23 protein-coding genes are annotated in these 26,922 nt (G+C 64.0%); 9 read left to right on the top strand and 14 right to left on the bottom strand.

The genetic code is table 11. The annotated features are described in order from the left end of the window. Positions 1 to 22 precede the first annotated feature (22 nt). Together BG83_RS0112325 and BG83_RS0112320 are read right to left on the bottom strand one after the other, a co-directional pair. Positions 23 to 859: a winged helix-turn-helix domain-containing protein gene (locus BG83_RS0112325; protein WP_024977011.1), complete on the bottom strand. Its 837-nt coding sequence runs from the start codon at positions 857 to 859 to the stop codon at positions 23 to 25. A gap of 866 nt (positions 860 to 1,725) precedes the next feature. Continuing rightward, complete coding sequence (locus BG83_RS0112320) at positions 1,726 to 3,594, bottom strand: phosphoenolpyruvate carboxykinase (GTP) (protein ID WP_024977010.1); 1,869 nt, start codon at positions 3,592 to 3,594, stop codon at positions 1,726 to 1,728. Between the two features lie 426 nt (positions 3,595 to 4,020). Here BG83_RS0112320 and BG83_RS0112315 point away from each other — a divergent pair, with 426 nt between their 5' ends. Next, positions 4,021 to 5,049: a D-2-hydroxyacid dehydrogenase family protein gene (locus BG83_RS0112315; protein ID WP_024977009.1), complete on the top strand. Its 1,029-nt coding sequence runs from the start codon at positions 4,021 to 4,023 to the stop codon at positions 5,047 to 5,049. 31 nt (positions 5,050 to 5,080) lie between these two features. Here BG83_RS0112315 and BG83_RS0112310 read toward each other — a convergent pair whose 3' ends face one another. The 4 genes from BG83_RS0112310 to BG83_RS0112295 all read right to left on the bottom strand — a co-directional run bounded on the left by BG83_RS0112310 (position 5,081) and on the right by BG83_RS0112295 (position 9,171). Then, positions 5,081 to 5,971, bottom strand: a complete 891-nt coding sequence (locus tag BG83_RS0112310) for a DODA-type extradiol aromatic ring-opening family dioxygenase (RefSeq protein WP_024977008.1) — start codon at positions 5,969 to 5,971, stop codon at positions 5,081 to 5,083. A gap of 101 nt (positions 5,972 to 6,072) precedes the next feature. After that, the gene (locus BG83_RS0112305) at positions 6,073 to 7,497 is read right to left on the bottom strand and encodes a dihydrolipoyl dehydrogenase family protein (RefSeq protein WP_024977007.1); all 1,425 of its coding nucleotides are present in this window, start codon (positions 7,495 to 7,497) and stop codon (positions 6,073 to 6,075) included. A 106-nt stretch (positions 7,498 to 7,603) separates the two neighbouring features. Beyond that, positions 7,604 to 8,497, bottom strand: coding sequence for a patatin-like phospholipase family protein (locus tag BG83_RS0112300; RefSeq protein WP_024977006.1), 894 nt, complete (start codon positions 8,495 to 8,497; stop codon positions 7,604 to 7,606). Next, positions 8,494 to 9,171, bottom strand: coding sequence for a TetR family transcriptional regulator (locus BG83_RS0112295; protein ID WP_024977005.1), 678 nt, complete (start codon positions 9,169 to 9,171; stop codon positions 8,494 to 8,496). The genes BG83_RS0112300 and BG83_RS0112295 overlap by 4 nt, the downstream gene beginning before the upstream one ends. 570 nt (positions 9,172 to 9,741) lie before the next feature. Here BG83_RS0112295 and BG83_RS0112290 point away from each other — a divergent pair. The 3 genes from BG83_RS0112290 to BG83_RS0112280 are packed head-to-tail and all read left to right on the top strand — an operon-like array spanning position 9,742 to position 15,728. Continuing rightward, a complete protein-coding gene (locus BG83_RS0112290; protein ID WP_024977004.1) occupies positions 9,742 to 11,013 on the top strand; it encodes an efflux RND transporter periplasmic adaptor subunit in 1,272 nt (423 codons plus the stop codon). A gap of 15 nt (positions 11,014 to 11,028) precedes the next feature. After that, positions 11,029 to 14,181: an efflux RND transporter permease subunit gene (locus BG83_RS0112285; protein ID WP_024977003.1), complete on the top strand. Its 3,153-nt coding sequence runs from the start codon at positions 11,029 to 11,031 to the stop codon at positions 14,179 to 14,181. A gap of 2 nt (positions 14,182 to 14,183) precedes the next feature. Then, a complete protein-coding gene (locus BG83_RS0112280; RefSeq protein ID WP_024977002.1) occupies positions 14,184 to 15,728 on the top strand; it encodes an efflux transporter outer membrane subunit in 1,545 nt (514 codons plus the stop codon). A gap of 33 nt (positions 15,729 to 15,761) precedes the next feature. Here the strand turns inward: BG83_RS0112280 and BG83_RS0112275 are convergent, their stop codons facing one another. Then, on the bottom strand, positions 15,762 to 16,853 hold the full coding sequence (locus BG83_RS0112275; protein ID WP_024977001.1) for a DNA topoisomerase IB: 1,092 nt from the start codon (positions 16,851 to 16,853) through the stop codon (positions 15,762 to 15,764). A gap of 248 nt (positions 16,854 to 17,101) precedes the next feature. On the opposite strand from BG83_RS0112275, the gene rpsU reads away from it, so the two are divergent. Both rpsU and BG83_RS0112265 read left to right on the top strand, forming a co-directional pair. Continuing rightward, positions 17,102 to 17,314 (top strand): 30S ribosomal protein S21, encoded by a 213-nt coding sequence (gene rpsU / locus BG83_RS0112270; protein WP_003262970.1) that lies wholly within the window; start codon positions 17,102 to 17,104, stop codon positions 17,312 to 17,314. Positions 17,315 to 17,654: 340 nt separating this feature from the next. Beyond that, a complete protein-coding gene (locus BG83_RS0112265) occupies positions 17,655 to 17,906 on the top strand; it encodes a hypothetical protein (RefSeq protein WP_024977000.1) in 252 nt (83 codons plus the stop codon). 16 nt (positions 17,907 to 17,922) lie between these two features. Here BG83_RS0112265 and BG83_RS0112260 read toward each other — a convergent pair whose 3' ends face one another. The 3 genes from BG83_RS0112260 to mnmE are packed head-to-tail and all read right to left on the bottom strand — an operon-like array spanning position 17,923 to position 20,079. Then, the gene (locus BG83_RS0112260; protein WP_024976999.1) at positions 17,923 to 18,246 is read right to left on the bottom strand and encodes a low molecular weight protein tyrosine phosphatase family protein; all 324 of its coding nucleotides are present in this window, start codon (positions 18,244 to 18,246) and stop codon (positions 17,923 to 17,925) included. A 4-nt stretch (positions 18,247 to 18,250) separates the two neighbouring features. Continuing rightward, on the bottom strand, positions 18,251 to 18,640 hold the full coding sequence (locus BG83_RS0112255) for an NUDIX hydrolase (RefSeq protein WP_024976998.1): 390 nt from the start codon (positions 18,638 to 18,640) through the stop codon (positions 18,251 to 18,253). Between the two features lie 5 nt (positions 18,641 to 18,645). Next, complete coding sequence (gene mnmE, locus BG83_RS0112250; RefSeq protein WP_024976997.1) at positions 18,646 to 20,079, bottom strand: tRNA uridine-5-carboxymethylaminomethyl(34) synthesis GTPase MnmE; 1,434 nt, start codon at positions 20,077 to 20,079, stop codon at positions 18,646 to 18,648. A gap of 59 nt (positions 20,080 to 20,138) precedes the next feature. On the opposite strand from mnmE, the gene BG83_RS0112245 reads away from it, so the two are divergent. Continuing rightward, positions 20,139 to 20,537: a VOC family protein gene (locus tag BG83_RS0112245; RefSeq protein WP_024976996.1), complete on the top strand. Its 399-nt coding sequence runs from the start codon at positions 20,139 to 20,141 to the stop codon at positions 20,535 to 20,537. 74 nt (positions 20,538 to 20,611) lie between these two features. On the opposite strand, the gene yidC is transcribed toward BG83_RS0112245, so the two are convergent. The 4 genes from yidC to rpmH form a co-directional block, all read right to left on the bottom strand. Next, positions 20,612 to 22,276, bottom strand: a complete 1,665-nt coding sequence (gene yidC, locus BG83_RS0112240; RefSeq protein ID WP_024976995.1) for a membrane protein insertase YidC — start codon at positions 22,274 to 22,276, stop codon at positions 20,612 to 20,614. Between the two features lie 6 nt (positions 22,277 to 22,282). Beyond that, the gene (gene yidD, locus BG83_RS0112235; protein WP_024976994.1) at positions 22,283 to 22,597 is read right to left on the bottom strand and encodes a membrane protein insertion efficiency factor YidD; all 315 of its coding nucleotides are present in this window, start codon (positions 22,595 to 22,597) and stop codon (positions 22,283 to 22,285) included. Beyond that, complete coding sequence (gene rnpA / locus BG83_RS0112230) at positions 22,594 to 23,016, bottom strand: ribonuclease P protein component (protein WP_024976993.1); 423 nt, start codon at positions 23,014 to 23,016, stop codon at positions 22,594 to 22,596. The genes yidD and rnpA overlap by 4 nt, the downstream gene beginning before the upstream one ends. Positions 23,017 to 23,078: 62 nt before the next feature. Further along, positions 23,079 to 23,213: a 50S ribosomal protein L34 gene (gene rpmH, locus BG83_RS0112225; RefSeq protein ID WP_003262958.1), complete on the bottom strand. Its 135-nt coding sequence runs from the start codon at positions 23,211 to 23,213 to the stop codon at positions 23,079 to 23,081. A gap of 629 nt (positions 23,214 to 23,842) precedes the next feature. Here rpmH and dnaA point away from each other — a divergent pair. Further along, entirely contained in the window at positions 23,843 to 25,429 is a 1,587-nt protein-coding gene (gene dnaA / locus BG83_RS0112220; RefSeq protein WP_024976992.1) for a chromosomal replication initiator protein DnaA, read from the top strand. A 277-nt stretch (positions 25,430 to 25,706) separates the two neighbouring features. Then, positions 25,707 to 26,822, top strand: a complete 1,116-nt coding sequence (gene dnaN, locus BG83_RS0112215; RefSeq protein WP_024976991.1) for a DNA polymerase III subunit beta — start codon at positions 25,707 to 25,709, stop codon at positions 26,820 to 26,822. Positions 26,823 to 26,922 lie beyond the last annotated feature (100 nt).

Genomic DNA, 26,922 nt, shown 5'->3' with positions numbered 1-26,922 from the left:
TCTGCTCTGGCGGACAGGCTCGTCAGGCGCCCAACTGAGCCGGGCCGAGCGAGCGCGTCGTGGGGACGCGGCCGTATGCCGGCAGTTCAGCCTTGCGGGTTGCTGTTTCCAGTTGCATGCCGATCGCGTCGGCAGCATGCGCGGCCGTTGCGCCGTTGGTGCCCACCACGAGGCGATAGCCGCCGCCGCGCACGGTCTGGATCAGGCCATCGCAGGGCGTGCCGGCCAGCGCCACGCGCAGCTTGCGCACGTGCACATCCACCGTGCGCTCACCTACGAATACATGGTTGCCCCACACGCGGTCCAGCAGTTGCGTGCGCGAGTGCACGCGTTGCGGATGCGCGACGAGAAAGTGCAGCAGGCGGAATTCCAGCGGGCTGAGCGGAATGGCGCGCGGGCCGGTGTCGGTTTGCGCAGTCACGCCCAGCGTGAGCGGATCGAGGCGCAGGCCGTTGACCTGCAGGATGTCGTCGCCGTGCTGATGCGGCGCACGGCGGCGCAGTACGGCGCGAATGCGGGCATGCAGTTCACCCGTGTCGCACGGTTTGACGACGTAGTCGTCGGCGCCGGCGTCGAGCGCGGCAATCTTGGCACGCGCATCGCCATGACGGGACAGCACGATAACCGGCAGGCCGCGCGTCTGCATGTTGGCGCGCAAGGCCAGCAGCATGTCGATCGACTCGCGCTCGGGCCATGTCCACTCCATCAGGAGCAACTCAGGCATGGCCACCAGGATGGCAGACTGCGCCTGGCCCGGATGGCTGACCCGTTGAACGTCGTGTCCACCATCACGCAGGGAAAACGACAGACGCTCCCCCTCTGCCTGGTCTTGTTCGACCAGCAAGATCTGAATACCCACTTTGTGATACCTCCCGTCTAACCAGCCGACACACTCCGGCGAGCAGCCTCGCGGCTGCGCTCTGCTGTCTGCGGTGCGCGTTGTTATGAGTGCCATGCGGGCAATTGCGCGTGTGCTCGCATGTCGTTTCTTGCGGGCGCTGTTGCCCGGCCGTTGGCCTTGCGCGGATCGTCATGCTGCTGTTCCCGTCGACGATCGCCAGCGGAGCCTCCTGGGTGGTGTCCAGGGTGGTCCTGAGAAAGGTCTGCAAACCCCTCGGTGCCTGCCGCAGCGTGCCGAGCTATGCAATCGTTTGCACAGTTTGCGGCATTGCTTGCGCACAATCCGAGCCGGCGCCCCCCCGAGCGCCGGTGAAGTAGGGATCCCCCACCTCCGTTGGCATAAGGCTTGTTAGCCCTTTCCCGTTTCCTCTAGTCATGAACCCCCCTCTGGCTCAGAGAGAAGGGATTCCGTTTTGCCGGATTATAAGAATCCCGTAGGGATTCGTCACGCAGGAATTTTAAAATTTGGAAATTCATTCAATTCGACACGCATTGGGGTGGCGCGGTTGACATGCATTCTTCATAAAGCTACGCCAGGCAACGTTCTTGGCCGATACCATGCGTGCAACGATTCAAGTCCGGCATAAATGCATGACGATTATGCTCGCGCCGGCATAATGATTGCGCTTATGTGTGCGGCGGTATTTTTTACAAAGCGATTCGATTTCCTAAAAATCAATTGATCTGTTTTGTTGGCAGGGGTAATTCGCGCGATTTAAAACTTTAGGATTACTGCTCGTTGTTTGGGCAACCTTCTGCGGGCGGGCGAAAAAAAAGCCCGCGCAAGGCGGGCTTTCTGTCCTGATGCCAAAGAGACGGCGGGTGTTAGCCCTCCAGGCGTTCTTCCAGGCGGGTCTTGGCGTCGGGCAGCGCTTGCGGCAGGCCGTGCGCCAGTTTCGTGAACAGCTCGTCGTGCAGCGCCAGTTCCTGCTTCCAGGCGTCCGCGTCCAGCGAGATCACCTTGGCGAACTGCTCGGCCGTGAAGTTCAGGCCGTCCCAGCTCAGTTCTTCGTAGCGCGGCGATACGCCAAAGGCGTGCTCGTCGCCCTGCGCGTGGCCCTCGATGCGATCGATCATCCACTTGAGCACGCGCATGTTTTCGCCAAAACCGGGCCACACGAACTTGCCGTTCTCGTCCTTGCGGAACCAGTTCACGCAGAAGATCTTCGGCAGCGTGGCGCCGCTTTCGGCCAGCTTCTCGCCTACCTTGAGCCAGTGCGCGAAGTAGTCGGCCATGTTGTAACCGCAGAACGGCAGCATGGCGAACGGGTCACGGCGCACCACGCCTTGCTGGCCGGCAGCGGCGGCGGTGGTTTCCGAGCCCATCGTGGCAGCCATGTACACGCCTTCGGTCCAGTCGCGCGCTTCGGTAACGAGCGGCACGGTGGTCGAGCGGCGGCCGCCGAAGATGAACGCATCAATGGGTACGCCTGCCGGGTTGTCCCATTCCGGATCGATCGAGGGACATTGGGCGGCCGGCGCCGTAAAACGCGCGTTCGGATGCGCTGCCTTGCGGCCGGTTTCCTTTGCGGTCGCGGGCGTCCAATCCTGGCCTTGCCAGTCGATCAGGTGGGCGGGCGGCGTGTCGGTCATGCCTTCCCACCACACATCGCCGTCGTCCGTGAGCGCTACGTTGGTGAAGATGACGTTCTCTTTGAGCGTGGCCATCGCGTTGAAGTTGGTCTTCTCGCTGGTGCCCGGGGCCACGCCAAAGTAGCCGGCTTCCGGGTTGATGGCGTACAGGCAGGTCTTGCCGGTTGCGTCCTTGCGGGGCTTGATCCAGGCGATGTCGTCGCCGATGGTCGTCACCTTCCAGCCGTTCAGGCCGGCCGGCGGAATCAGCATCGCAAAGTTGGTCTTGCCGCAGGCCGATGGGAAGGCCGCCGCCACGTGATACGTCTTGCCTTCCGGCGACGTCACGCCCAGGATCAGCATGTGCTCGGCCAGCCAGCCCTGGTCGCGGCCCATGGTGGAGGCGATCCGCAATGCGAAGCACTTCTTGCCCAGCAGCGCGTTGCCGCCGTAGCCCGAGCCGAACGACCAGATTTCGCGCGTTTCCGGGAAATGCACGATGTACTTGGTCGGGTTGCACGGCCACGGCACGTCTTTCTCGCCGGCGGCGAGCGGCTTGCCGACGGTGTGCACGCACGGCACGAAATCGCCGTCAGCGCCGAGCACCTCGTACACCGCGCGACCCATGCGGGTCATGATGCGCATGTTGACGGCCACGTACGGGCTGTCCGACAGCTCCACGCCGATGTGCGCGATTGGCGAGCCCAGCGGGCCCATCGAGAACGGCACGACGTACAGCGTGCGGCCGCGCATGCTGCCGTCAAACAGGCCATTCAGCGTCTGGCGCATCTCGGCCGGGGCCGTCCAGTTGTTGGTGGGGCCGGCATCTTCCTTCTTCTGCGAGCAGATGAAGGTGCGGTCTTCCACGCGCGCCACGTCCGACGGGTCCGACAGCGCCAGGTACGAGTTCTTGCGCTTGACCGGGTTGAGCTGCTTCATCGTGCCGGCGGCCACCATTTCGGCGCACAGGCGGTCGTATTCCTCTTGCGAACCATCGCACCAGACAATGCGCTCCGGCTTGGTGAGCGCTGCCACCTCGCCCACCCACGCGATCAGGCGCGGGTGTTTCACGTAATCGGGCACGTTCAATGCAGGCACGCCCTGCATCACGGGTTGATTCATGACCAAAACTCCAATGGAAGTGAGAAAGAAATCGGTGGCGGATCAGCACGGTGGCCACGCCCAGCGGCGGGTTGGAAAGCGATCGACGGCGCATCATGAGCAGGCCGGATCAGCGATTTCCAGAGGGGGGAGTAACGCAGGCGGAGGGACGGTAGCCGTGCTGATTTCACATTCAGTTACAAAGCGGAGCGCTGACGGAACGTGGGTTTTTCCGGGCAGCGGGGGCCGCGTGCGCTAAAGTGGCGGGACCGAGGTCAATAGACCCTAGAACAAGGACTCGTCACCAGCGGGGCTGCGCAAATTGCGTGCCCGCGGCGGGCAATTCCAAACGTCGACACAGATTGTCGTGCGACGAGGGATGGGAAGAATACCACCGCGAGGGATCGCTGTTTTTTGCTGCGCACCATTGTTCGAAGTGAGATGTCGATGAAGATTGCCGTACTGGACGACTACCAAGACGCTGTTCGCAAGCTGGATTGCTTCAGCCTGATGCAGGATCACGAAGTCAAAGTGTTCAACAACACCGTCAAAGGTGTGGGGCAATTGGCCGCACGCGTGGCGGACGTTGAAGCCATTGTGCTGATCCGGGAGCGCACGCGCATAACGCGTCAGTTGCTGGATCGCCTGCCCAAACTCAAGATCATCAGCCAGACTGGCCGCGTATCGCGCGATTCGGGCAGCCATATCGACCTGGATGCCTGTACCGACAAGGGGGTGGTGGTGCTGGAGGGCAAGGGCTCGCCGGTGGCGCCGGCTGAGTTGACCTGGGCGCTGGTGATGGCCGCGCAGCGCCGCATTCCGCAATACGTTGCGAGCTTAAAGCACGGCGCGTGGCAGCAGTCGGGGCTGAAATCCACCACGATGCCGCCCAACTTTGGCATCGGCCGAGTCCTGAAGGGCCAGACGCTGGGCATCTTCGGCTACGGCAAGATCGGCCAGCTCGTAGCTGGCTACGGTCGCGCCTTCGGCATGAATGTGCTGGTGTGGGGCCGCGAGGGCTCACAGGAACGCGCGCGCGCCGACGGCTTTGCCGTAGCGGAATCGAAGGATGCGCTGTTCGAGCAGTCCGACGTGTTGTCGGTCCACCTGCGGCTGAACGACGAAACGCGTGGCATCGTGACGGTGGCCGACCTCACGCGCATGAAGCCGACCGCCCTCTTCGTCAACACGAGTCGCGCTGAACTGGTGGAAGAAAATGGCCTGGTGACGTCGCTCAATCGCGGGCGCCCGGGCATGGCCGCCATCGATGTGTTTGAAACGGAGCCCATCCTGCAGGGCCACACCCTGCTGCGCATGGAGAACTGCATCTGCACGCCGCACATCGGCTACGTCGAACGCGAAGGTTACGAGCTGTACTTCAGCATCGCGTTCCAGAACATCCTTGATGTCCTGCAGGGCAACGTCGATAGCGTGGTCAATCCGACGGCGCTGGCGCCAGCGCTGATCCGCGCATAACGCCAGTCGTTCCGCTCGTGGTTTCGGCCAATCAAGCCGCGGCGCGCAGCTGCGGCTGATTGGCGCCCGCGCCATCGAAGCGGAAACTGTCCATCGCCAGCGAGCCGTACGTCACCGTATCGACCACGTGCTGAGCCTGCACGCCGCCCGGCGTGGCTTGGCTCGGCTGGCCCATCGCGGCGCCCAGTGCCACGTACAGCGGCATGAGGTGTTCGTCGGTCGGGTGGGCGTGCGCGGCGTTCGGGGCTTGCGCGCGGTAATCGCAGAACTGGGTGAAATCGCCGCTGCGGATGCCATCAGTCATCGTCTCGATCATCCATTCGCGGAACGCCGTCACCCAAGGCTCGACCGGCACGCCATGCTGCGCCATGCCGGGGCCGCGCATCAGCGCGCGCAGGTTGTGCGTGAAGCTGCCGGAACCCACGATCAGCACGCCTTCGTCGCGCAGCGGCGCGAGCGTACGCCCCATCGCCATCTGACAAGCCGGCGACAGGCCTGGCATCAACGACACCTGCACCACGGGAATCTTCGCCTCGGGAAACATCAGCATCAGTGGCACCCAGGCGCCGTGGTCCAGCGGCTGGCGCGGGTCCAGCACTGTGGAAGCCTGTTCTTCCAGCCCCGGGACGATGTTGCCGTCGATCAGCGCACGGATGCGCTCAGCCAAGTCCGGCGCGCCGGGCGGGGCGTATTCCAAGGCGTAGAGCTGCGGCGGGAAGCCGCCGAAGTCGTGCCACGCTTCCTGCTGCGCGCGGGCAGTGACGGCCGGCCGGCGCGTCATCCAGTGCGGTGAAACCACGACGATGGCACGGGGCTTGAGGGCGGCCATCTCTTGCCCGAGCGCCGCCAGCATTGTGCCGACAGGGCCCGGATCGGCCGCCAGCATGGGCGACCCATGGGACAGATAAAGCACGGGGAGCATGTCAAATTTCCTGAAGAATATAGTTACCATTCTGCGCCGGAACAGCACCAGTAACGTGCATGGATTTGCAGACCGGGGTCAGGAAAATTGAATGAGTGCGCTTACATGCTCAGCAATTCCTCTGCCACCGTCGGGTGCAGGCCCACGGTGGTATGCAGATGCTTGAGCCGGACGCCCATGCGTACGGCCACCGCCAGCGCCTGGATGATCTCTGGCGCGGCGTTGTCGACGATGTGCGCGCCGAGCACCCGTCCGCTGCGCGCATTGCACACCAGCTTGATCAGCGATTCCATGCCGGAGCCCGCAAAACGCTGCTCCAGCGAGACGAAGCGGCGGACCACCACGTCAATCCGGTCTGCCAGGGCGCGTTTGTCGGTGTCCGCTCCGCGTTTGCCCAACTCGGGCCAGCGAGTGCGTGCGTCGGCTTCGGTCAGGCCCACGCTCGCGATCGCCGGGTCGCAGAACACGGCCATCGGCACGGTGTTCATGTCGGGCAGCTTGATGCCTTTGCCGAATAGGCGTTCGGCCACGTAACGACCCTGCGCGGCGGCCACGGGTGTCAATTGCAGCGGGCTGCCGCCGCAGATGTCGCCCACGGCATGCACGCCGCGGGCGCGCGTGCGGAAATGGCGGTCGACCGCGATGCGTCCGTGTGCGTCGAGCGTGACTCCGGCCGCGTCCAGGCCAAGACCCGCGATGTTCGGCGCGCGGCCGATGGCGCTCAACACACGCTGGGCGCGCAGCGCGCGGGGAGCGTCGCTGCCTTCGATGCTCGCGTAGACGGTCACGCCGCCGCCATTCACCGCATCGCGTTCGATGCGGACAACATCGGCGTTCAGGATCAGTTCGACGCCGCAGCCGGCCAGCGACTGCGCGGCGGCCTCGGCCACCGTGGCATCCAATTCGGGCAGCACGCGCGCATCGCGCGTCAGCACGGTCACCCGCACGCCAAAGCGCGCCAGCGTGGACGCCATCTCCACCGCGATGACGCCGCCGCCCGCGATGATGAGCGATGCGGGAAGCGTGTCCCAGCCGAACACGTCGTCGGAGGTGCAAGCCAGTTCCGCGCCGGGTGTGGGGAGCGACGTGGGGCGGGCGCCGGTGGCCAGCACGATCTGGCGTGCCCGCAGCGTGGTCTTGCCAGTATCGGTTTGCAAGCGGACGATGCCGCGGCCGCGCAGCGAAGCCATGCCGCTCAGCCATTGCACGCCGGCATCGGCCAGGTGGGCGAAATGCGCTTCGTGCAGCCGCGCGACTTCGGCACGCGTGCGGGCGATGGCATCGGCCCAGGCATCGGCGGCGTTGGTGGTGCGCAAGCACCGCGCCATGGTCTGCGACCAGGCGGCGCCGTAGCCAAGCAGTTTCTTGGGCACACATCCGCGATTGACGCAGGTGCCGCCCACTTGCGCGCGGTCGATCAGCAGCGTTCGTGCCCCCAGTTGCGCAGATCGGCGCGCAGCCGCGAGCCCGGCCGAACCAGCGCCAATCACGATCAGGTCAAACGCATGTGCAGGGTTTGCGGGCATGAGGTGTCCGTCGAAGAAGCATCGGCCGGACGACCTTGATGGCACGCCGGCGGGCGCGCCATGTGCAGCAAGCGGCGCGCCCGCCGCCGGTTTTTGGAGGAGGTGGTTACGCAGCCACCGCCGTGGCAAACCCGCGTGGAAGTTCGCGCAGGAAGGTTTCGCCGTCATGACGGCCGAGCGCATAGGCGTCGCGCATGGCGCCCGGGCGGGTGTAATCCCAGCTTGAAATGGGAACCTTGCGCGAGGGCTGTACGTAAAAGCGGCGCTGCACGCCGTCGGCCACTGGCACATCCATGCGGAAATATGTCGGGCGCGGGTATAGGCGCGTGACCAGCACCAGCGCGTCGCCGGGCGTGGCGTCCAGCGCGTGCACGGGCACGTTGTCGACCATGCCGCCGTCGAGTACCGGCCGCCCCGCGCGCCGCAACACCGGCGTGAACGGCGGCGTGGAGGCCGATTGCAGCAGAAGATCCGCCAGGTCCTCGGGCGTAGCGCAATCCTGCGCGCGCACGATTTCCGGCGTGAAGCCGAGGCGTTTGCCCAGCGTCGGGTGCAGCGTCTTGCGGACGTGCTTTTCGATGTTGTAGGCAATCAGCCCCGCCGCCACCGCCGACCGTGCGCCCAGCCAGCGCGGGATATGCGCCACGCCGATGCGGATCTCGGGCGCCTGCGCCAGCCGCCCGAAGCGGCCCTCGCTGAAAACCGTCAGCAGCGCCGTGCGGTACATGCCGTAATGCGGAAACACGCGCTCGCCGCGCAGCAGGTTGCCCCAATGGGCGTTGCGGGTGTTCTGGCGTAGGGCTTCGCCGTAGTAATCCATCAGCTCGGCGGAATTCCATGCATGCAGCATGCACGCCGTCGATGCGCCGGCCGAGATGCCGGCAATCACGCGCGGCGCCAAGCCCAGTTCGGGCTGCACGACGTCCCACCAGCCGGCCTGCCACCAGCAGCGGTTGCCGCCGCCGGCAAAGACCATCTGGTCGAACACGGGCGTGTTCATGCCGAGGCCCCGGTGAGGGCGGCCGTGGCCGCGGCCGCGGTCGGCTCCAGCCGCAGCGACGGCGCGTATTTGAGGGTGTCGATGCATGCATCCAGCAGGCGCTCGCGCTTGGTGGCGAGGCTGGAGGCGTCCGGGTAGAAAAGGTAATCGCCCATGATGCCGTTGAAGGTGGCATGGAAATGCGCCACGGCCAGGGGGATGTCGAGGTCGGCCGGCAACTGCCCGCGCCGCGTTGCCTGCTCGATGATGCTTGTCAGGTGGGTCATGCCTTCCTCAAACGATTCTTGTTGGCGCTTGAGAATGGGGCTCGTGTCTTCCACGAACTCGCACTTGTTGAACATGATCTCGAAGACCTTGCGCCAGTGCGCATCTTCCACGAGTTGCCGCAGCAGGAAGTTGCCCACGGTGCGCAGTTCGCCCAGCGGGTCATCAGCTTCCACCCCAAGCGGGGTGCACATGGTCTCCATGGGCAGCTTAACGCGCTCGCACATGGCGGCAAAAACGTCGGTCTTATTGCGGAAGTGCCAGTAGATGGCGCCGCGCGTCACGCCCGCGGCCTGCGCGATATCCGATAACGATGTGCGTGCCACGCCGCGCGCATAGAACACGTCTTCCGCCGCATCCAGGATGCGGTTACGTGTTTCCAGTGCTTCTTCCTTCGTTCGTCTAACCATGATCTTCCAGAGGAACGCCGTGTCACCCCAGCCGGCGTTCTTTCGATTGGCTTTTGTGCAATGCACAATTTTCGGCAACGCACCATTGCGCTTCGCACAACGCGGCAGCGGGTCCGTTGGCTGACAATGCTTGTCGGAGCGCGGTATTTGTTGCATGTTCGCTTGATCCCCGTCATTGCTACGAACTCCGGAAAGGTGTCAACGGAGTCCCTATTTCTCAATGGCGTGACTTACATACATACGCGAACGTATCTATAATAGCGCGCACTCCTTCACTTGCCCATGGCCGTATGCGCCACATCCATCCCGGGCACGTGGTCTGGGGGCCGACTTTGCGTCTGTCGGCGGCCAGGTCGGAGATCGACTGCCGATCGCTCCCGCGTCTTAGCATTCTGGTCCGAGTTGTTGCGAGTTCGTCGCAAAGGCCATATCGCATGCCGCCAGATGCAGCTAGCATCGGACGTTTTCGTTTTGTGTTTTTTTGGTTTCGCTGACGGTTTGCCGGCGTCGCACTCGTTTGCGCGGCGTGGCGGCACCCGGCATTCCGCTTATCGCCACATGGGGTCATCTATGACGAACACCCGCCGTTATCACCAACTCGCTGCCGCCGCATTCACGGTGGTGGCACTTGCAGCCTGCGGTAACAAGCAGGCACAAGGGCCGGGCGGCGCCGGCATGCCTCCGACCGAAGTCGGCGTTGTGACCGTGCAGCCGCACTCCGTTGGCCTGACCAGCGAGTTGCCGGGCCGCCTGGAGGCCACGCGTGTGGCACAGGTGCGCGCACGGGTCGCGGGCATCGTACTCAAGCGCACCTACGCTGAAGGCAGTGACGTGAAGGCCGGCCAACAGTTGTTCCAGATCGATCCGGCGCAGTATCAGGCGTCGCTCGACAGTGCCAAGGCACAGCTTGCGCGCTCGGAAGCCACGCAAACGCAGGCACAACTGAAGGCTGAACGCTATAAGCCGCTGGTTGCCACCAACGCCATCAGCAAGCAGGACTACGACGACGCCACCGCCGCCGCCAAGCAAGCCACTGCTGACGTGGCCGCCGCCCGCGCTGCCGTGGAAACCGCCAAGCTGAACGTCGGCTACGCCAGCGTGACTTCGCCCATCTCCGGCCGTGCCGGTCTGGCGCAGGTCACCGAAGGCGCGCTGGTGGGCCAGGGCGAGGCGACGTTGCTGACGACCGTGCAGCAAATCGACCCGATCTACCTGACCTTCACCCAGTCGAGCACCGAAGTGATGCGTCTGCAGCAAGCGCTCAAGGACGGCAAACTGGCCAAGGCCGGTGGTGATGCAGCCAAGGTCACGCTCGTGACGGAAGACGGCCGTGCCTATGCCCAACCGGGCAAGCTGTACTTTTCCGACCTGACGGTGGACCCGGCCACGGGCACGATCACGCTGCGCGCGATTGTTCCGAACGCCGATCGCACGCTGCTGCCGGGCATGTACGTACGTGCCCGCCTGGAGCAGGCCGTGGACGAGCAGGCGATCACGGTGCCGCAACAAGCGGTGACGCGTAGCCCGGACGGCGCCTCGGTCATGGTGGTCGATGAGAAGGGCATGGCAGCCGTGCGCCAGGTTCAGGCCGATCGCTCGACCGGTACGGAATGGATCGTCTCCAGCGGCCTGAAGGCAGGCGACAAGGTGATCGTCGACGGTCTGCAAAAGGTCCATCCGGGCGCACCGGTCAAGGCTGTGCCGTGGCAGCCGATGTCGGCAGGCCAGGGCAAGGGTCCGCAAGGTCAGGGCGGCCAGGGTGGCGGCGCCGCACCCGCACCGGCGGCCAGCGCCCCTGCTGCAAGCACTCCCGCTGCCAGCGCACCGGCAGCCAAGCAGTAAACAAGGAGCCATCGCATGGCAAAGTTTTTTATCGATCGCCCGGTCTTCGCCTGGGTGCTCGCGCTGTTCATCATCCTTGCTGGGGCGATCTCGATCACCCAGCTGCCGATCTCGCAGTACCCGACCATCGCGCCGCCGTCCGTCATCATCACGGCAACGTATCCGGGCGCAAACGCGAAGACGCTGGACGAATCCGTCACCAGCATCATCGAGCAGGAAATGAACGGCGCGGACGGCCTGCTCTATATGGAGTCGGTCAGCCAGGGCGGTAACGGCCAGGCGCAGATTACCGTGACGTTCAAGGCCGGTACCGATCCGGCGCTGGCGCAGGTGGACGTGCAGAACCGCTTGAAGCGCGTGGAAGCGCGGTTGCCGTCTGCGGTGACGCAGCAGGGCGTGCAGGTCGACAAGGCCCGCGCGAACTTCCTGCTGTTCGCCACGCTGGCATCGACCGACGGCAAGATGGATCCGGTGGCGCTGGGCGACTACATCTCGCGCAACGTGCTGAACGAAATCAAGCGCGTGCCGGGCGTGGGTCAAGCGGTTCTGTTCGGTACGGAGCGCGCCATGCGCGTCTGGATCGATCCGGCCAAGCTGGTCGGCTACAAGCTGACACCGACGGACGTCTACAACGCCATTCGTGCACAAAACTCGCTGGTCTCGGCCGGTACGATCGGCGATCTGCCCTCTGTCTCCGATCAGCCGCTCGCGGCGACGGTCGTGGTGGAAGGTCAGCTCACGACCACCGAACAGTTCGGCAACATCGTGCTGGTGGCCAAGCCGGACGGCTCGCTGGTGCGCGTGAAGGACGTTGCACGCCTGGAATTGGGCGGCCAGTCCTATTCGACGTCGGCGCGGATCAACGGCCAGCCGATCTCGGCCATTGGTGTGCAGCTCTCGCCCACGGGTAACGCCCTGGGCACCGCCAAGGCCGTGAAGGCCAAGCTGGAAGAGCTCTCGAAGTACTTCCCGGCTGGCGTGGAATACAAGGTGCCATACGACACCTCCAAGTTCGTCCAGATCTCGATCGAAGAAGTGGTCAAGACGCTGTTCGAGGCCATGGCGCTGGTGTTCCTGGTGATGCTGCTGTTCCTGCAGAACATCCGCTACACGCTGGTGCCGTCGATCGTGGTGCCGATCTCGCTCTTGGGCGCGTTCGCCACCATGAACGCGATGGGCTTCTCGATCAACGTGCTGACGATGTTCGGCCTCGTGCTGGCGATCGGTATTCTCGTTGACGATGCGATCGTGGTGGTTGAAAACGTCGAGCGGATCATGGCAGAAGAAGGCCTGCCCCCGCGCGAAGCCACCCGCAAGGCCATGGGCCAGATCACGGGCGCCATCATCGGTATTACGCTGGTGCTGATGGCCGTGTTCATCCCGATGGCGTTCTTCTCGGGCTCGGTGGGCGCGATCTATCGCCAGTTCTCACTGTCGATGGTGTCGTCGATTTTCTTCTCGGCACTCATGGCGCTGACGCTCACGCCGGCACTGTGCTCCACGCTGCTCAAGCCGATCGAGAAGGGTTCGCACCACGAGAAGAAGGGCTTCTTCGGCTGGTTCAACCGCATGTTCAGCACCACCACGAACCGCTACCAAAGCTTCGTGGAGCGCATGCTCAAGAAGACCTTCCGCTACATGGTCATCTACGTTGCGCTGATCGTTGCGGTGGTGTTCCTGTTCCTGCGCCTGCCGTCTTCGTTCCTGCCGACCGAAGACCAGGGCTACATCGTGACCAACATCCAGTTGCCGCCGGGTGCATCGGCCAACCGCACGCTGGAAGTGATCAAGCAGGTCGAGAACTACTACAAGCATGAAAAGGCGGTCGAGAACATCGTGGCCGTGCAGGGTTTCAGCTTCTCGGGCAACGGGCCGAACGCCGGTATCGTGTTCACGCCGTTCAAGGACTGGAGCGAGCGTAAGGGCAAGGATCAAACCGCCGATGCCGTGGTTGGCCGTGCCTTTGGTGCGCTGTTCGGTGGCATTCGCGATGCAATCGTGTTTCCGCTGAACCCGCCTCCGATTCCGGAGTTGGGCAACGCCACCGGCTTTACCTTCCGTCTGCAGGATCGTGCTGGCCTGGGCCACGACGCGCTGATCGCAGCCCGTAATCAACTGATGGGGATGGCGGCGAAGAGCAAGGTCATTACGGGCATGCGCCCGGAAGGTCTGGAAGATTCGCCGCAGTACCAGGTGGATATCGACCGCGAGAAGGCCAATGCGCTGGGTGTGTCGTTCACCGACATCAACGCCGTGCTGTCGACGGCGCTGGGTTCGGCGTACGCCAACGACTTCCCGAACTACGGTCGTCAGCAGCGTGTGATCGTGCAAGCGGACAAGATCAACCGCATGCAGCCCGAAGACATCATGAACCTGTACGTGCGCAACGGGCAGGGCAACATGGTGCCGATGTCGACGTTCGCCAAGGGCCATTGGATCGTCGGCCCGGTGCAGCTCGTGCGCTACAACGGCTACCCGGCAGTTCGCCTTTCGGGTGCGGCTGCGCCGGGTGCCAGCTCGGGTGACGCCATGGCCGAGATGGAACGTCTGGCCTCCAAGCTGCCGGCTGGCATCGGCTATGAGTGGACGGGCCAGTCGCTGCAGGAAAAGGCCTCGGGCTCGCAGGCGCCGGCGCTGTATGCGCTGTCGCTGCTGGCCGTGTTCCTGGTGCTGGCGGCGCTGTACGAAAGCTGGTCGATCCCGGCTGCTGTGATTCTGGTGGTGCCGCTGGGCGTGCTCGGCGCGCTGCTGGGCGTGACGCTGCGCGCGATGCCCGATGACGTGTACTTCAAGGTCGGCCTGATTGCGGTGGTGGGTCTGTCCGCCAAGAACGCGATTCTGATCATCGAGTTTGCGAAGGACTTGCAGGCGCAAGGCAAGAGCCTGATCGACGCGACGCTGGAAGCCGTGCACCTGCGGTTCCGCCCGATCATCATGACGTCGTTCGCCTTCATCCTGGGCGTGCTGCCGCTGGCGATTGCCACGGGCGCCAGCTCTGCCAGCCAACGCGCCATCGGTACCGGCGTGATGGGCGGGATGATCACCGCGACGGTGCTGGCCGTGGTGCTGGTGCCCGTGTTCTTCGTGGTGGTCCGCCGCATCTTCAAGGGCAGCGAGCGTCAACGCCGCCTGGATGCCGCGCACCGTCCGCTGGACGAGGAAATCTGAACATGCAGAAAACGATGACCTTTCGAACCCCTGCGCTGCTGCCGGCGCTCCTGCTGGCGGCCGGCGTGCTGTCCGGCTGCTCGCTGGCGCCGACGTATGAGCGCCCGGATGCTCCGGTAACGAGCACCTATCCGCAGGCACCGGCCGGCTACGCCGTGCCGGCAGACTCAGCCAAGCCCGGTGAGAACGCCCCGCGCGCGACCGACCTGGGCTGGCGTGAGTTCTTCCCCGATGCGCGCTTGCAAAAGCTGATTGGCCTTGCGCTTGAGAACAACCGCGACCTGCGCGTGGCCATGCTCAACGTCGAGGCGGCGCGTGCGCAGTACCGCCTGCAGATCGCCGACCTGCTGCCGCCGGTCAATGCGTCTGCCACGTACACGCGCAGCCATACGCCGCCGTCGATCTCGACGACCGGCGGCGACATCTACACCAAGCAGTACCAGCTTGGCGTGGGCATCAGCAACTACCAGGTGAACCTGTTCAGCGTGGGCGATGTGACGTCGTCTGCGCGTGCGAGCTATCTGGCGACGGATGAAGGCCGGCGTGCCGCGCAGATCAGCCTGATCTCGCAGGTGGCCAAGGCTTATCTGAATGAGCGCGCCTATGCCGAGCAGCTGGATCTGGCACAGCAAACCCTGAAGGGCCGCGAAGACTACTACAAGCTCGCCAAGCAGCGGTTTGATGTGGGTGCTTCGTCGGCGCTGGACCTGCGCCAGACCGAGACGCTGGTGGAGTCGGCGCGCGTGTCGGTGGCTCAGCTCACGCGCCAGTACGCCCAGGCGACCAACGCCCTGGTGGTGCTGGTCGGCGCTCCCTTGCCGGCCGACCTGCCCACGCCGACCACGGTGTCGTCGGAAAAGATCGTCGCCGACATTCCGCCGGGTGTGCCCTCGGAACTGCTGGAGCAACGCCCGGACATTCGTCAGGCGGAGCAGAAGCTGATTGCCGCCAACGCCAACATTGGCGTGGCGCGTGCGGCGTTTTTCCCGAGCATCGGGCTGACGTCCAACGTGGGGACGGCAAGCGGCGCGCTGCATGATCTCTTCAAGAGCGGAACGGGGCTGTGGTCGTTCGTGCCGAACCTGACGCTGCCGATCTTCAACTGGGGCACCAACATCTTCAACCTGGACTTGACCAAGACCAACCAGAAGATCGCGGTTGCCAACTACGAGAAGACGATCCAGACCGCCTTCCGCGAGGTGTCCGACGCCCTCGTGGCGCGCGGCACGCTGGAAGAGCAGGTGGCAGCGCAGAAGCGCTTCCGCGATGCCACGGCCGATCGCCTGACGCTGTCTGACCAGCGCTATCGCAACGGCGTGTCGAGCTTCCTCGATGTGCTCGACGCGCAGCGCGATCTGTTCAGCGCCGACCAGACGCTGGTGCAGACGCGCCTGGCTCGCCTGACCAACGCCATTGATCTTTACACGGCGCTGGGCGGCGGTCTGCAGGAACACAGCACCACCGTGGCCGCACAGCAGGCTCAGCCGACGGCTGCGCCGGGCGTTGCGCCCGCCACGCCGGACATGACGCCGCAGCAATCGAAGTAAATTCGCGTCTGTTCGCTCGAAAGCCCGCCTTGTTCAGGCGGGCTTTTTTTCGCCTGTGCCCTTTGCGCTGGCAGTGGATTCAAGAAAGCGAAGCAGGGCCACTTCTTCGCGTCGCAGGCCCTTGCGTGCGCGGGTCGGGGGCTGCGCTTCCAGCTCGCCCGCCAGGAACGCGTCCACTACGGCCGGATGCACATAGCACTTGCGGCAGACGGCCGGCGTGTTTCCCAGGCGTTGGGCCACGGCAGCAACGGCTTGCACCACCTGCCGGCGCGCCTCGGTAGCGTTCGCCGACGTGCGTCCGCGCAACAGATCCAGCGCGAGCACGCTGCCGGCCCAGGTGCGATAGTCCTTCGCCGTGAAATCCGTGCCGGTAATCTCTTGTAAGTATGTATTCACATCTGCGGAATCGATTACGCGGCGGTCGCCCGCTTCGTCGATGTACTGGAACAACTCCTGCCCCGGCAGATCGACACAGCGTCGAATGATGCGCGCCAGGCGCGGGTCCGATACCGACACATCATGCTCCACGCCGCTCTTGCCGCGAAACTGAAAACGCACCGTGTTGCCGTGCACCTCCACGTGGCGATTGCGCAGCGTTGTGAGCCCATAGGAGCGGTTGTCGCGCGCATACGCTACGTTACCCACGCGCACCAGCGTCACGTCCAGTAGAAAGACCACCGTCGCCAGCATCTTCTCGCGCGACAGGCCTGGCGCCGCCAGGTGGGCGATAATCGCTTTACGCACCCGCGGCAGCGCTGCCCCGAAGGCCAGCAGCCGCCCGTATTTGTCGGCATCGCGAAAGGCGCGCCAGTCGGTGTGATAGCGATATTGTTTTCGCCCACGCGCGTCGCGCCCTGTTGCCTGCAAATGGCCGCCCGCATGTGGGCAGATCCATACGTTGGTATAAGCAGGCGGAATCGCCAGTTTGTTGATGCGCGCAATGACCGCTGGGTCGCGGATGCGCTCGCCGCGCGTATCGAAATAGACAAAGCGGCCGCGCAGGCGGCGCCGGGTGTAGCCCGGGCGCGTGTCGTCCACATAGCGCAGCCGTTCGGGCAGCGCTTCGGCAGAGGGCGGCGCGCTTGTGGCAACTAACGCAGGCGCAGACTTGGGAGCGCGTTCCACGATAGAAGTCAGGAGAGATGCTCGCCCTGAGCAAGCGGCGTTCCTCTTCCTCGCTCCTTCGGCAGGCTGGCCGCTCATGGCGTAGCATCAAGGCCACGCATCTGCACAAAATTGCGGCAGGAAATGGCCTTTCCGCCACAATCGGAAGTGCCTTGCATCGGTAAACAGATTCAACTACACTGCACGCCCTCTGGGCGGTATATAATCTGCTGTTTCGCCGTCCACCCGAATATTGAGCAAGGGACCCGATGACCACCATCCGTCTGAAAGAAAACGAGCCGGTCGAAGTTGCGCTGCGCCGCTTCCGCCGTGAAATCGAGCGCACTGGCCTGATCAAGGAACTGCGCGCCCGCACCGCTTACGAAAAGCCGACGACCGAGCGCAAGCGCAAGAAGGCTGCTGCCGTGTCGCGTACGCGTAAACGCCTGCGTTCGCAAATGCTGCCGAAGAAGCTCTACTAAGATCGCGCGATTGTTTCGGTAGCACCAATCGGGTGCTGCCGCTGGCGGTGTGAAGTCAATCGACCTCCGTTCCGCCGAGCTTGGTTTGTAGCGCCTTGCGCGCACCGGAAGCCTTTCCGGATTCAACCAACGCTCCACTCCCCGATACAGAAGCTAGCAAGATGCGGTTGATGGCCTGTGTGCCATTGTCCGCCGCTTCGGTGCGCTCAGCGCGCGCCCTTCTCTGTTGCAAACGACATCCGCCAGCGGTATCGACCGGCTGGCTGTTGGCGTTTGTTGCGCCGATTCTGCGTGGGAGTACATTGGCGTGTGTCCTTTGCATGCGCTCTCTCAGACAACGATGCCTACCAATTCCAACGGGTACTGGTTCCCCGCCAAGCGCTACGGTTGGGGATGGGGCTTGCCTTCGCGTTGGCAGGGCTGGGTGGTGCTCGCCATCTATGCCGTACTGCTGGTGGTGGGCATCGTCGGGCTTCCCCCAGGGCGCACACAGTCGAGCTTTGCGTTGTACGTGCTGGGTATGACGGCGTTGCTGGTGCTGGTTTGCTGGTGGAAAGGCGAGCCGCCGCGCTGGCGTTGGGGTAAGGATTGAACGGTTTGCTTACCAATCAACTGCGCAGATACAGACCGACCCGTTTCTCCAGCAAGGCGACGAGTTCTGGCTGCATGAACACGTAGTCGTCGGGAATACCCAGACACACCACGCGCTTGTCGCGTAACCGCGAACCAAATCGCTTTGACAAGCGTTGCTGATGGCTGCGTTCCATGACGAAAATCACCTCAGCCCAGTCGAGCTGGTCGGCGTCGAGTTGCACGTCTGCATCGGGAGCCAAGCCCGCTGAATCTGTCTCGACGTTGGGCCACTTGGCGAAGACCGCTTCCGCCGTTGGGCTGCGCAGCCGATTGCGGCTGCAGATGAAGAGCACACGCATCGGGCTAAACCGATGCCTCCAGCATCGCCGCAATCGATGCCCGATAGCCCTTCGGCAAATTCACCGGCAACGCGTCGGGCGCAAACAGCCCAAGGCGCTTGTGCTCATGACTGACGATGGGTTCAAACGGGCCCACCAGCGCGCACGCATACGTGGCAATGAACACATGCTTGCCCGGCACGACTTCGAACAGATACGTGTCGATCGGACTGCGCACCTCAACCTGCAGGTTCAACTCCTCGGCGATCTCACGTGCAAGGCATTCGACGGGGGATTCGCCGAGTTCAATACGGCCGCCCGGCAACTCCCATTCTTCGCGCTCATTGAGCAGCAGGACGATCTCGCCGGTGGGCGCGTGCAGGACGCCTTTGATGGAGATGGGGTGGGCGGACATGGCGTTCACTTGCCAATACAAAACCGACTAAAAATCACCCCCAGCAAGTCATCACTCGAAAACGCCCCCGTAATACTGTTCAACGCCTCCTGCGCAAGCCGCAGTTCTTCTGCAAACAGGTCCAGCGATTGCGCTTGCTGATCTGCGTGCTCTGCGGCCGTGGCCAGATGTTCGCGGGCCGTGCGGAGCGCGGCGAGATGGCGCTCCCGTGCGAGGTAAAGCCCCTCGCCGCCGCCCTGCCAGCCGGCAATCTCCAGTAACGCCGCGCGCAGCAATTCAACGCCCAGGCCATCGCGCGCCGAGAGCCACACCTCGGGCGTCTCTGAATCCACGCGGCCCGGTACGGCCACGCCCGAGAGGTCGATCTTGTTGACGACGCGCAGGGTTGGCACGCCGGCGGGCACGTGCTCGGCGATGCGAGCGTCGATGGCGGCATCTTCGGGCGAGAGGCCGTTGGCGCGATAGTCCGCTGCGTCCAGCAGATGCAGGACGACATCAGCGCGGGCGATGGCAGCCCAGGTGCGCTCGATACCGATGCGCTCGACTTCGTCTTCCGTAGCGCGCAGGCCCGCCGTGTCGACGATGTTCAGCGGGATGCCTTCGATCTGGATGGTCTGCTGTACCTTGTCGCGCGTGGTGCCGGCAATGGGCGTGACGATAGCCAGCTCCGCGCCGGCCAGCGCATTGAGTAGCGACGACTTGCCCACGTTCGGCTGCCCAGCCAGCACCACGTGCAGGCCTTCACGCAGCAGCGCTCCCTGGCGCGCCTGCGCCAGCACGCCATCCACGGCCGCGCGAATGCCAGCGAGCTGACCGCGCGCGTCGGAGGCTTCCAGGAAGTCGATTTCCTCCTCAGGAAAATCCAGCGTTGCTTCCACCAGCATGCGCAGATGGATCACGCGCTCGACCAGCGCATGCACCGCCTGCGAGAACGCACCATCGAGCGATCGCGCCGCCGAACGTGCGGCAGCTTCGGTGCTGGCCTCGATCAGGTCGGCGACGGCCTCGGCCTGCGCCAGATCCATCTTGTCGTTGAGAAAGGCGCGGCGCGTGAACTCGCCGGGCTCCGCCACGCGCAGGCCGATCTCGCGGCCGGCGGCCAGGCAGCGTTGCAGCAGCAGTTGCATCACGACGGGGCCGCCGTGGCCCTGCAGCTCCAGCACGTCTTCGCCCGTGTACGAATGCGGCGCGGGAAACCACAGCGCGATGCCGCGGTCGATGGCGTTACCGTCGGCGTCGAGGAAGGGCAGGTAAGTTGCCTGGCGCGGCGTCAGCAGGCGTCCGCACACGGCTTGCATGACGGCCCGCACGTCGGGCCCCGATACGCGCACCACGCCAATGCCGCCCCGCCCGGGGGCGGTGGCAATCGCCGCGATGGGGATCGTGAGGATGGGGGCGCGCGGCGCGGCGGAGGCGGTGGGATGGTCAGCGGCGGTCATGGGCGGTATTGTGCGGCAGCCGCGCAGTTGCGCGCCAGTTTCCAACCCAGGAGATTCGGATGATCGATCACACCGGCGTCGTTGTCAGCGACTTCGAAGCCAGCAAGCGGTTCTACGAACAGGCGTTCAGCGCCATTGGCTTGGCCAAGGTGCTGGAGTTTCCAGCGGCCGTCACCGGCCGCACCGATGTGGCCGGTTTTGGCCCACCCGGCAAGGCGGAGTTCTGGATTTCAGCGGCGATGGCTGGGCAGGGGCCGAACAAGCCGCCGCTGCACGTGGCCTTCCGCGTCGACACGCGTGCCGAGGTGGAGGCGTTCTATGTTGCGGCAACGGCCGCAGGCGGCACCGACAATGGCGCACCCGGCGTGCGCGCGCACTATCACCCGAACTACTACGGTGCTTTCGTGCGCGACCCGGATGGTCACAACATTGAGGCCGTCTGCCACGCTCCCGTTTGAAAAGCTTGAAGCGTTTCAGGCAGGCGTAAAAAAAGGGCACCCGGAGGTGCCCTTTTTGCTGAAGCGCATTCGCCTTACTTGGCGGGTGCCGCCTTCTTGTTGGTGCCCAGCATGCGGTTGATCGACCATTGCTGCGCGATCGACAGGCAGTTGTTCACCACCCAGTACAGCACCAGGCCGGCCGGGAAGAAGAAGAACATCACCGAGAACGCGATCGGCATGAACATCATGACCTTGGCCTGCACCGGGTCCGGCGGGGTCGGGTTCAGCCTGGTCTGCACGAACATCGACACGGCCATCAGCACCGGCAGAATGTAGAACGGATCAGGCGTGGACAGATCGTGCACCCAGCCGATCCAAGGCGCACCGCGCATTTCAACCGACGACAGCAGCGCCCAGTACAACGCCATGAACACCGGAATCTGGATCACGATCGGCAGGCAGCCGCCGAGCGGATTGACCTTCTCGGTGCGATACAGCGTCATCATTTCCTGGTTCATCTTCTGCGGATCGCCCTTGTGGCGCTCGCGGATGGCCGTCATGCGCGGCTGCAGGTCTTTCATCTTCGCCATCGAGCGATAGCTCGTGGCCGACAGCGGGAAGAACACGAGCTTGATGAGCACCGTGAGCGCGACGATCGACCAGCCCCAGTTGCCCAGCAGCGCGTGGATCTTCTCAAGCAGCCAGAACAGCGGCTTGGCCACAATGGTCAGCCAGCCATAGTCCTTCACCAGATCCAGGCCAGGGGTGATGGCCTCGAGCATGCGTGCTTGCTGTGGGCCGGCAAACAAGCGTGCCGTGGCCGACACGCTGGAGCCCGGCGCGACTGTGCCCAGCGGCTCCTGGAGTCCGATGCGGTAGAAGTTGGTGTCGACGCGGTTGACGTAGTACTCGCGCTTGACGTTGTCCGCAGGGATCCACGCCGATGCAAAGTAATGCTGCACCATCGCCACCCAGCCGCTGTCGGTCGGGGCCGGCACGTGCGCCTTGCCCTTGTCGATGTCGGCGAAGGTGATCTTGTGGAACTTGTCGCCGTCGGTGTACACGGCCGGGCCGGTGAACGTGCTGTAGAAGCGCGATTGCTCCACAGCGCCGCCGTCGCGGGCCAGTTCCAGGTACAGCGTCGGGTTGATCGGCGCGGTGCCGTCGTTGGTCACGTCGAAACGCGTGTCGATCACGTAGCTGCCGCGCTTGAAGACGTAGGTCTTGGCCAGCTTGGCGCCGCCCTTGTCGGCCGTCAGCGTGATCGACACGTCGTTGCCGGTGCCCAGGTCACGTGGGCCGGTCGATGCCGTGAACACCGTCGTGTGGTTCGGGAAGTCGCCGCCGATGAGGCCCGAGCGCGCCAGATAAGTACGCTCGACGCTGCGGTCGAACAGCACCATCGGGTTGCCGTCGTGGTCTTTCTGGTTGAGCAGTTCCAGCTTGGTGACGATGGCGCCATCGGTGTCGATGGTGGCGCGCAGCAGGTCGGTCGAGATGACGATCTTTTCCGAGGCCGGTGCCTGCGAAGCGGCGCCCGTGGCCGGGGCGGCTTGCGACCCGGTGGCTACCGTCGCGGAGGCGCTGCTCGGCACGTCACCTGCGGGCGTGCTGCCCGGCGCGGCGGCCGTCGTCGTGGCCGTTTGCGGCGTCGGGAAGAACATCGACTGGTGGCCATTCGCGCGTTGCCAGTTGTCGAACAGCAGGACAACCGCCAGCGAGAAGATCACCCAGAGAATGGTGCGTTTGATATCCATGTCGGATTACGGTCTGGGAAGGTGAATCGACGGCCGCGCGGGCTGGGAGTCAGCTGCGGTCGCGTCGGTCGATGCGGGATCGTTGGAGCGGGGCACAGCGTCGCCAGCGGCGTGCGGCACAGGATCATACCCGCCTTGTGCGAACGGATGGCAACGGCATAGACGTTTTGCCGCAAGATAACTGCCGTAACCCGGCCCGTGAGTGAGCACGGCGTCGCGCGCGTAGTCAGAACAGGTCGGGAGGAAACGGCATTGCGCGCCCACAAACGGGCTGAACGCCACTTTGTAGATGCGCAGCAGAAACAGCAGCGCGCGCGTCATGGCGTGCTCCCAGCAGTGGGCTGGGAAGGTGTGGCGGCGGGGGGCGCCGGCAGCGGCCTCGTGGCAACCTCAAAGAGCTGAATCAGCTCTTCGCGGCAGATGCGCTTGAAGGCGGCAACGGTGGGCACGTCCTGGCGCGGAAACTTGGCCTGCAGACGGATCAGCACGTCGCGCCCGCCCAGCAGAGGCTGACGTAGGCGGAACAACTCGCGGCACTGACGCTTGATGAGGTTGCGCTCCACGGCGCGCTTGGCGAATTTCTTGCCGATCACTACGCCCAAGCGCGCCTGGACGTTGCCGTTGGCGCGCACATACAGCACGAAGTGACGACTACGCCGGACCGGCCGCAAAGCAAAAACGGATGAAAACTCATCCGTTTTTGTCAGCCTTGCGGCTTTGGGGTAGGCGTGCAGGCCCATCGCCAGCGTGCCGCAAAGCCATGGGCAACGGCCATGAGCCGCCACCCTCGGCGCGGCCGTCTTTAGATGGCCAGGCGCTTACGGCCCTTGGCGCGGCGTGCGTTCAGCACGGCACGGCCACCACGGGTCTTCATGCGGACACGGAAACCGTGGGTGCGCTTGCGACGGGTAACGGAAGGTTGATAAGTACGCTTCATGATGCACTCTCTTGTTAATGGGTGGTGCGGACATCGCCGCACGCGCCGGGCCTAGGGCTGCCCCCGCGGCCTGGTGTCGATTCAGTCAGAGAAATCGCCCACGCAGACCGCCGTGCGCTGTGTTGTTCAGGTCTAGGGTGTCACCGGAACATCGGGCACCGAGAGCATCGGGCCTAAGCCGGATCAGTCGCGACGAAGTGTTTCTCGCCCCGCATCTGACGCGAACAAGCGTGCGCTCCCCTGCTGCGCATCGCAGAACCCGACATTTAAGCGGCATTTCCCGCATCTGTCAAGCCTAACTGATTGGGGATAACGCGCGCCCGGTCCCTCTAATCCACCTGTCGACGAGTTGTCCCCAACGCCTTGTGCGGCTTGGGGCGCTCTGCGGAAAGCCTTGTCGGGATTGGGTTTGCGGCGAGTCAATAAAATCGGTTGTCCACCGCTACTCACAGCAGGTCCACAGGTTATCCACAGACTTATCCTTTGTGGATAACTTTCCGCAAGGGGTACAATCCCGTTCCAATAACGAAAGCCACCCGGTTTCTGGCCAGCGCCAGGGACCCGGCGGCCGGCCCACCCGGGGACGTCATCAGACGCGTGTGGCGCCGGTCAAACACCTAACGATAACGATGCAGGATTTCTGGCATGCGGCGTCTGCTCAGCTTGAGAGTGAGCTAACGCCGCAACAATTCAAGACGTGGATCAAGCCGCTGACGCCGCTGTCATTCGACGAGCAGGCGTGCACGCTGCGGATTGCCGCGCCCAACCGCTTCAAGCTCGACTGGGTCAAGAGCCAGTTCTCTGGCCGCATCCAGTCGCTTGCGTGCGACTACTGGGAGGCGACGGTCGACGTGCAGTTCGTGCTCGACCCCACCGCCGGCCAGCGCCAGGCGGCCTTGCAGCCGTCGCTCGCGCCGGTGCCGATGCAGCCTCTGGGGGCGCAGCAGATTCAACCGCGACAGGCCATGTCGGGCGGCAACGGTGCCGCGCATGATGCGGCCAATCTGCGCCCCGCGCAGGCCGTGTATCGCGAAACCGCGCTCGCAACGGCCAGCCATACCGCTGCCGATATCGATGTGCCCGTGATGGACGCCGCCGAAGTCCGTGCCCAGTCGTACCGCATGCCGCAAGCGCCCGCCGTGGTCACGAGCCTGGCCGCGCCGCCGCAGGCGCCGGTGGATGATTCCGTGCACGAGCGCTCGCGGCTGAACCAGATCCTGACGTTCGACAACTTCGTCACCGGTAAGGCGAACCAGTTGGCGCGCGCTGCCGCCATTCAGGTCGCCAACAACCCCGGCAAGTCGTACAACCCGCTGTACCTTTACGGCGGCGTGGGCTTGGGCAAGACGCACTTGATCCACGCCATCGGCAATTTCATGCTGATGGAGAACCCGCGCGCGCGCATCCGCTACATCCACGCAGAGCAGTACGTGTCCGATGTGGTGAAGGCATACCAGCGCAAGGCGTTTGACGATTTCAAGCGCTACTACCACTCGCTCGATCTGCTGCTGATCGATGATATTCAGTTCTTCTCGGGCAAGAACCGCACGCAGGAAGAGTTCTTCTACGCGTTCGAGGCGCTGATCGCCAACCGCGCGCAGGTCATCATCACCAGCGATACGTATCCGAAGGAGATCACCGGCATCGATGACCGCCTGATCTCGCGCTTCGACTCCGGCCTGACCGTGGCGATCGAGCCGCCCGAGCTGGAGATGCGCGTCGCGATTCTGATGAAGAAGGCGCAGGCCGAGAACGTGACCGTGCCGGAAGAGGTGGCCTTCTTCGTGGCCAAGCACCTGCGCTCGAACGTGCGTGAGCTGGAAGGCGCGCTGCGCAAGATCCTCGCGTACTCCAACTTCCACGGCAAAGAGATCACGATCGAGGTCACGCGCGAGGCGCTCAAAGACCTGCTGACGGTGCAGAACCGCCAGATCTCGGTGGAAAACATCCAGAAGACCTGCGCGGATTTTTACAACATCAAGGTCGCGGATATGTACTCCAAGAAGCGGCCGGCCAACATCGCGCGCCCGCGCCAGATCGCCATGTATCTGGCCAAGGAACTCACGCAGAAGAGCCTGCCCGAGATTGGCGAATTATTCGGCGGACGCGACCACACCACGGTGCTGCACGCCGTGCGAAAGATCGCCGACGAGCGCACCAAGGACGCCCAGCTCAATCACGAGTTGCACGTGCTGGAGCAAACGCTCAAGGGTTGACCGCGCGATGGTCAGCAGAGCGCATGGCAACGCCATTCGCCCTGAATCAAGCCTCGATAGACGCCCGCTCCAATGCGGGCGTCTTTTCATGCACAATAGACATATTTGCCGCGCGCGTGACGCTATCCAGCGCCCCCTTATTTGCGGTATAATTTGTGATTAACCCCTTGATTTACAACAACTTTGGGTTAATCGCGAATGCTCCTGCAGGCACCGGCCCACGTGGGCCCAGGCTGGGGCGCGCGCGGTGTCACCTCTCAAGCCAAGGATCGCCTTCATGCAATTGGTCAAAACCTCGCGAGACAACCTGCTGCGTCCGCTGCAAATCGTGAGCGGCATCGTGGAACGCCGACACACGCTGCCCATCCTGGCCAATCTGCTCATCACCAAGCAAGGTGAACGGGTTTCCTTCCTGTCCACCGACATCGAAATCCAGATCACCACGCACGCCGATTGCGGCGCCGGCACCGGCGATGTGGCCACCACCGTGGCCGCCCGCAAGCTGGTCGACATCCTGCGTGCCATGCCTGAAGGCGAAGTCGCCCTCACGCTCAACGACAAGCGCATGACCGTGCAATCCGGCAAGAGCCGCTTTGCGCTGCAGACGCTGGCCGCCGAAGAATTCCCGACCGTCGCAGAGGCAACCGATTTCGGTGCCCGCATCACGGTGCCGCAGAAGACGCTCAAGCATCTGCTGGCGATGGTGCACTTCGCGATGGCCCAGCAAGATATCCGCTACTACCTCAACGGCATGCTGCTGGTGGTCGATGGCAAGCAAGTCATGGCCGTCGCCACCGATGGCCACCGCCTGGCCTATTGCGGCGTTGAAACCGGCGAGCAACCGGCAGGCGCCGGCGGCCGCCACGAAGTCATCATCCCGCGCAAGACCATCCTCGAACTGCAACGCCTGCTGGAAGACGTGGACGATCCCGTCTCGGTGCAACTGGCGTCGAACCAGGTCAAGTTCACCTTTGGCAATATCGAACTGATCTCCAAGCTGGTCGAAGGCAAGTTCCCGGATTTCCAGCGCGTGATCCCGAAGGGTTACCGCAACAGTTTCACGATCGACCGCACGTTCCTGCAGAGCGCGCTGCAACGCACGGCCATCCTGACGACCGACAAGTTCAAGGGCGTGCGCTGCATGCTCGACACCAACGTCCTGAAGATCAGCTCCACCAACGCTGACCAGGAAGAAGCGCAGGAAGAACTCGAAATCGACTACCAGGGCGACGCGCTGGATATCGGTTTCAACGTCACCTACCTGCTGGACGTGCTGGCCAACCTCAAGGCCGAAAAAGTGCAGGTGAGCCTGGGCGACTCCAACTCGAGCGCGCTCATCACCCTGCCGGACGACGACACCTTCAAGTACGTCGTCATGCCGATGCGCATTTGACGCACCGCTGCACCCAGAGCAAGACGAGGGGCTGGATCGTGACGATCCGCCCCTTCGCCGTTTTTAAGCAACCCCGCTGTGTGCGCAAAACGCCCATGGC

It is taken from the genome of Ralstonia pickettii (genome assembly GCF_000607165.1).
Classification (GTDB): domain Bacteria; phylum Pseudomonadota; class Gammaproteobacteria; order Burkholderiales; family Burkholderiaceae; genus Ralstonia; species Ralstonia holmesii.
The sequence above is the reverse complement of the archived record's forward strand: the minus strand, read 5'-3'. Positions and strand labels throughout refer to the sequence as shown.